Below are 4,799 nucleotides of genomic sequence, written 5' to 3' on the forward strand. Positions count from 1 at the left end.
GGCATACCCGTGCCGTCCGGGGACGGCTGGCAAGTGGCGGAGGCGGAAGGGGATTCGGCCCTGCCGATCGCCGCGGCCGCGCTGTCCCGGCCCGCGCTGTGGAAGCTCGTCGCGCTCGCAGGCGGCGGTGCGCTCACCGTCTTCGGCGAAGGCGGACACCGCGGTTTCGATCCGCTCGCGGCCTGGCCGCCCTCGCGCACGGGCGGCCAGGCCGCGAGCGGATCGAAACCGCGGTGGCCGCATTCGCCGAAGACGGTGAGCGGACCGCCGCCGGAGAGCGCGACGAGCTTCCACAGCGCGGGCCGGGACAGCGCGGCCGGGGCGATCGGCAGGGCCGAATCCCCTTCCGCGTCCGCCAGTTGCCAGCCGTCCTCGGACGGCACGGGTATGACGTCGCGCAGCGTCACCGGCCAGGAGTCCAGCCAGGGGTCGTCGCCCAGGGCCCGCCCGTACGCGGCGACCGCCCCGGCGACCGTGACGCCCGGCGGCGGCGTCCCGGCCGGTGCCGGCGTCCCGAACCGCGTCCCGAGTTCGGCCCTCAGCTGTCCCGATCCCCGATGGGGCGTGAGCTCGGCATCCAGCGTGACGCCCACCGGCAGGGCCTGTCCGGGGGAACGGCCGGCGGCCCCGAAGGACAGCAGCAGCGCGGTCCGGCCCGACTGCCTCCCGTACAGCCAGATACGGCGGGCGACGATCTTGCCCTCGGGGGTGTCGTACTGGGCGAGGACCAGCCAGTGATCACGGACCGGCGGACCCTCGGCGGGGGCCGGCAGCCCGACCCGGGTACGGACCGTGGCCGCCAGTGGGGGCGGCAGCCGGTCGATGCCCAGCCAGCCCGTGTCCAGCAGATGCAGCAGCGCGCACTCCTCCAGCAGCCGCACCGGCCAGCTCGGTCCGGAACCCGGGATCGCGCCCAACTCCCTTACCCGTCCAGCCAGACCGGGCGCCTGGGCGTCGACCATGCGGGCCGCCGTCTCCTCCCACAGCCCGTATCCCGACTGCTCGGCCGCGGCCAGACCGCCGCGCACCAGGTCGGTCAGGCGCTGTTCCAGCTCCCGCACGCCGCCGCTGATCCGCCCGGCCCGGCGCTCGGCCCGCCGCCGGGCGGCCGCCGGATCGGCGGGTCCGGCCGCGGTGCCCTCACCCCCCTCCGGCCGCTCCTTCACCTCCGCGGCCTCCGCGCGGCGGCGGCGGCCCGCCAGCCACTCACCGGCCCAGTCGGGCGGATCGGCGGCGGGCAGGGCCCCCTCGTCGGACGCCCGGAGCAGCAACAGGCCCAGCGCGTGCTTGCAGGGGAACTTCCGGCTGGGGCAACTGCACCTGTACGCGGGGCCGGTGGTATCGATCACCGTGCGGTACGGCTTGCTCCCGCTCCCCCTGCACAGCCCCCACACCGCACCCGGGCCGTCCCACCCGGTGTCCGACCACGGCCCGGCCGAACCGAGCTTGTTCCCCGCCTTGCGTGAGGCCTCGTCAGGAGCCAGGGCCAGGACCTGCTCCACCGTCCAGCGCGCCGCCGGAGCGGCGGTGCGCAAGGGTTCTCCCCCGTCAGTCAGCAGCATGGACACGACGGTAGGACGCACCACTGACAACCGCCTTTGACCTGCGGGAAAGCCGATTGTCAGTGCCATGGTGCACGGTGGGAACCACATCGGGCCGACCGATCTGGAGGGGGATCCATGACCGTGTCCGAAACCACCGCAGCCGTGGGCGCCGAGGCGCTGCGCCCGCACGCCGAGGACGCCTTCGCCGATGAGCTGAAGGCACTCGCGGCCGCCGACGACCGCCCGCGGCCCGCCCGTTGGCGGCTGTCGCCCTGGGCCGTCGCCACGTACCTGCTGGGTGGCGCCCTGTCCGACGGCACCGTGATCACACCCAAGTACGTGGGCCCGCGCCGCCTCGTGGAGGTCGCCGTCACCACGCTCGCCACCGACCGGGCGCTGCTGCTGCTCGGGGTGCCCGGCACCGCCAAGACCTGGGTGTCCGAGCATCTCGCGGCCGCCGTCAGCGGCGACTCGACCCTCCTCGTCCAGGGCACGGCGGGCACACCCGAGGAAGCGGTCCGCTACGGGTGGAACTACGCGGAACTGCTCGCGCACGGCCCCAGCCGCGACGCGCTGGTGCCCAGCCCGCTGATGCGCGCCATGTCCGAGGGCATAACCGCGCGGATCGAGGAGCTCACCCGCATCCCCGCCGATGTGCAGGACTCCCTGATCACCATCCTGTCCGAGAAGACCCTGCCGCTGCCCGAACTGGGCCAGGAGGTCCAGGCCGTCCGCGGCTTCAACGTCATCGCCACGGCCAACGACCGCGACCGCGGGGTCAACGAGCTGTCCAGTGCCCTGCGCCGCCGGTTCAACACGGTGGTGCTGCCACTGCCGGCCACCCCCGAGGCCGAGGTCGACATCGTCTCGCGGCGCGTCGACCAGGTCGGCCGCTCCCTCGACCTGCCTCCCGCGCCCGACGGCCTCGCGGAGATCCGCCGCGTGGTCACCGTCTTCCGCGAGCTGCGCGACGGGGTCACCACCGACGGCCGCACCAGGATCAAGTCGCCTTCGGGGACGCTGTCCACGGCCGAGGCCATCTCCGTCGTCACCAACGGCCTCGCCCTCGCCGCCCACTTCGGCGACGGGGTGCTGCGTGCCGGGGACGTCGCGGCCGGCATCCTCGGCGCGGTCGTCCGGGACCCGGCCGCCGACCGGGTGGTCTGGCAGGAGTACCTGGAGACGGTGGTGCGCGAGCGGGACGGCTGGAAGGACTTCTACCGCGCCTGCCGTGAGGCCTCCCTGTGACCGGCGCCCCGCGCCCCGGCGGGCCGCTGCTGCTGGGGGTGCGGCACCACGGCCCCGGCTCGGCCCGCGCCGTCGGCGCCGCACTGGAGGCCGCCCGTCCGCGGGCGGTGCTCATCGAGGGCCCGCCCGAGGGCGACGCGCTGCTGCCGCTCGCCGCCGACGAGCAGATGCGGCCGCCCGTCGCACTGCTCGCCCATGCGGTGGACGATCCCGGACGGGCGGCGTTCTGGCCGCTCGCCGAGTTCTCGCCCGAATGGGTCGCGATCCGCTGGGCCCTCGCGCACGGCGTCCCGGTCCGCTTCATCGACCTGCCGGCCGCCCACTCGCTGGCCATGACGGAGGAGGACGAGCGCCGGGGCCCGGCGGAACAGGCCGGGGAAGCGGGCTCCCCGCCCGTCCCGGTCGACCCCATCGGGGTACTGGCCGAGACCGCGGGCTACGACGACCCCGAGCGCTGGTGGGAGGACGTCGTCGAGCACCGCGCCCACGACGGCGGCCCCGGCGACCCGTTGGCGGCCTTCGCCGCGCTCGGCGAGGCGATGACCGCGCTGCGCGAGGTGTACGGGGACGGCGGCCACCCCAGGGACGCGGTCCGCGAGGCGTACATGCGGATCCAGTTGCGCACGGCGCGCAAGGAGTTCGGCGACGGCTTCGCCGTGGTCTGCGGTGCCTGGCACGTACCCGCGCTCGAAGCGAGGACGACGCTCGCCGCCGACCGGGCCCTCCTCAAGGGACTGCCCAAGACCAAGGCCGAGCTGACCTGGGTGCCCTGGACCCACCACCGGCTCGCCCGGCACAGCGGATACGGGGCCGGGATCGATTCACCCGGCTGGTACGCACACCTCTTCGCATCCCCGGACCGCCCGGTCGAACGGTGGATGACCAAGGTCGCCGGACTCCTGCGTGACGAGGACCGGTTCGTGTCGTCCGCCCATGTCATCGAGGCCGTCCGGCTCGCCGCGACCCTCGCCGCCATGCGGGGCCGGCCGCTCGCCGGACTGAGCGAGGCGACCGACGCCGTCCGCGCCGTGATGTGCGAGGGCTCCGACGTACCGCTCGCCCTCGTCCGGGACCGGCTGATCGTCGGCGGGACACTCGGCGAGGTACCGGACACCGCCCCCGCCGTGCCGCTCCAGCGCGACCTCACCCGCCTGCAGCGCACCCTGCGGCTCAAACCGGAGGCGTCCGAACGGGACATGGAGCTCGACCTCCGTAAGGACACCGACGCGGCCCGCAGCCGGCTGCTGCACCGGCTGCGGATCCTCGGCGTCGGCTGGGGCGAGACCACCGAGGGCCGGGGGAGCACCGGCACCTTCCGGGAGAGCTGGCGGCTGCGCTGGGAGCCCGAGTTGTACGTACGCGTCGCGGAGGCGGGCGTATGGGGCACCACCGTGCTCTCCGCCGCGACCGCCCGCGCCGAGTCGGACGCCGTGGCGGCCACCGCCCTCGCCGAGGTCACCGCGCTCGCCGAACGGTGCCTGCTGGCCGAACTGCCCGAAGCGCTGCCCGTCGTGATGCGCGTGCTCGCCGACCGTGCTGCCCTCGACACGGACGTCGGCCACCTCGCCGACGCCCTGCCGTCCCTGGCCCGGACGCTGCGCTACGGGGACGTCCGGTCCACGGACACCGCGGCGCTCGGGGAGGTCGCGGCCGGGCTGGCGGAGCGGATCTGCGTCGGACTGCCACCCGCCTGCACCGGACTCGACGACGACGGGGCCGCCGCGCTGCGCCGCCAGGTGGACGGCGTCCACACGGCGGTCGGGCTGCTCGCCGGCGCCGTCCCGGCGAGCGCGGACGGGCTGCGCGAACGCTGGAGGGCGGTGCTGCGCAAGCTCGCCGCCCGCGACACGGTCGCAGGCGTGATCCGGGGCCGGGCCGCCCGGTTGCTGCTCGACGACGGGCACCTCGAACAGGACGACGCGGCCCGGCTGATGGGCCTGGCCCTGTCGCCCGGCACACCGCCCGCCGACGCCGCCGCGTGGATCGAGGGCTTCGTCGGCGGGGCGG

3 protein-coding genes are annotated in these 4,799 nt (G+C 75.3%); 2 read left to right on the plus strand and 1 reads right to left on the minus strand.

Going from position 1 to position 4,799, the window contains the following annotated elements; translation table 11 throughout:
* Window positions 1-1,562, minus strand: a 1,562-nt coding sequence (locus J1C73_RS04665; RefSeq protein ID WP_242643724.1) for an SWIM zinc finger family protein, incomplete at its 3' end; no start/stop codon positions are given.
* Between the two features lie 117 nt (window positions 1,563-1,679).
* On the opposite strand from J1C73_RS04665, the gene J1C73_RS04670 reads away from it, so the two are divergent.
* Both J1C73_RS04670 and J1C73_RS04675 read left to right on the plus strand, forming a co-directional pair.
* Complete coding sequence (locus J1C73_RS04670; RefSeq protein ID WP_207315212.1) at window positions 1,680-2,792, plus strand: ATP-binding protein; 1,113 nt, start codon at window positions 1,680-1,682, stop codon at window positions 2,790-2,792.
* Window positions 2,789-4,799: DUF5682 family protein (locus tag J1C73_RS04675; RefSeq protein ID WP_207315213.1), on the plus strand; the 2,011-nt coding region annotated here is incomplete at its 3' end. The genes J1C73_RS04670 and J1C73_RS04675, both read left to right, overlap by 4 nt.

Origin of the sequence: Streptomyces laculatispora (assembly GCF_017353455.1) — a bacterium.
In the GTDB taxonomy this organism is placed as follows: Bacteria; Actinomycetota; Actinomycetes; order Streptomycetales; family Streptomycetaceae; genus Streptomyces; species Streptomyces laculatispora.